Origin of the sequence: Gemmiger formicilis (assembly GCF_900167555.1) — a bacterium.
Lineage (GTDB): Bacteria > Bacillota > Clostridia > Oscillospirales > Ruminococcaceae > Gemmiger > Gemmiger formicilis.
Genome location: NZ_FUYF01000087.1, coordinates 1 through 1,366, shown reverse-complemented (window position 1 = coordinate 1,366; position 1,366 = coordinate 1). Strand labels below are relative to the sequence as shown.

At 54.6% G+C, this 1,366-nt stretch carries 1 protein-coding gene and 1 pseudogene; both read right to left on the bottom strand.

Annotation, left to right across the window (positions count from 1 at the left end; translation table 11 throughout):
• Positions 1–2: 2 nt before the first annotated feature.
• On the bottom strand, positions 3–785 hold the full coding sequence (locus B5D32_RS14695) for a hypothetical protein (RefSeq protein ID WP_078785686.1): 783 nt from the start codon (positions 783–785) through the stop codon (positions 3–5).
• A 320-nt stretch (positions 786–1,105) separates the two neighbouring features.
• A pseudogene (locus B5D32_RS15345) lies at positions 1,106–1,366 on the bottom strand (hypothetical protein); the annotation flags it as partial.

The window sequence follows — 1,366 nt, the reverse complement described above, 5'->3', positions numbered from 1 at the left end:
CTTTACCACGAGAGAACCAGCTTGCCGGAAGTTTCCTCGGCGGCCAGCCCATCTCCTGCAAAGACCTGTTTCAACTTTTCCCAGCAGCCCACAGGCGGGAAACCGTGCAGTTCCGGGAGTACCGATGTGCTGCCGTCCACAAGCTGGATGTGACCGTCCTCCTGCACGGTCATCGAGTGATGCCCGCGGGAACTGAGGTCAGCTACGATGTTTTCCAGTGTTGTGCGACCCTCGGTTTCATACCAAATGCGCGGATCGGGCAGTGGGGGAGTCTCGGCGGGGATTCGCGGCTTTTCGGGTGCGTCTGCCGTGGGGTTCGGGCGCAACGGCACGGCGTTGATTAACTTACACCGCAGATGCGCCTGCTTGTCCAGTACGACCTCGGCACTCTCAAAACCGTCTAATCCGTGAACACGGATCAGGCAGCGCCCACCCTCTTTAACGATAGCAAGCGGGTCCTTGGTGGCCCATTCCCATGTAATGTTGCTGCCCGCTGTGCGAAGTGCGGCAGTAATGCGCTGGTTCACATGGAGCAGCAGAATGTCGCTGAGCGGTTCGTCCTCAATGTCCGGCACCACAAACTTTGCGCGGCGGGGAGCCTTTGCTTTCTTCTTGGGGACTGCCGGGAGACTGCCTCGCAGATAGTGCAGCACATACAGCCCCCAGACGGAGCAGGCAACAAGCAGAAGCGGCAGCAGTAGCGCGCCGCGCGCGAACGCGGCGATGGCTACGATGATGCCCACAAAAATGCTTGTGCCATTCCGGATGGCATTGTCAGATTTCATTGTCGATTACCGTCCTTTCACAAAAACAAAAAGGGGCTGCATCAGGTGTCCGTTCTGAACACTTGATGCAGCCCAAGGTACGGCCACTGTTCGGCGGCCATGCGGGATGCGGATTGATTCTTGGTTCACTCCTTTCTGCCAATGGCAGGAAATATCTATATAAAAAAGTGCCGGCAGGGGAGACACCGCGCCCAATTCAGCGCAATGCCATCTACTACCGGCACCGATTACAAAAACAACAGCGTATGCTTATATAGCATAAAAATCATTTACAAAGCAATTATAATACTATATCTTGTAGTTGTCAACCCAGAGACGATTTAATATGTATCAATCATAATCTGTTGTCGAAGATAAAGGTTTGCTACTGCTGTGATGACTTCGTGGCTGCAACGGTACTCCCGAACAGCCTGGGCGAAGTTGTCGCAGTTCAAGTCGTTGTCATCGTACAGCTTGTCCAGCACATCGTAGCCGTCCTTCAGGCGACGGATGTCCATTTCGATGCACTTGATAATTTCCGCGCACGAGAGCGGTGTCTGCCGGGCAAGGCGGATGACTTTTTTCTCGCAGGCGCTACGGGC

Bases quoted from the DNA above. Each gene is read 5' to 3' on its own strand.
- B5D32_RS14695 (WP_078785686.1), bottom strand. From the start codon at position 785: ATGAAATCTGACAATGCCATCCGGAATGGCACAAGCATTTTTGTGGGC.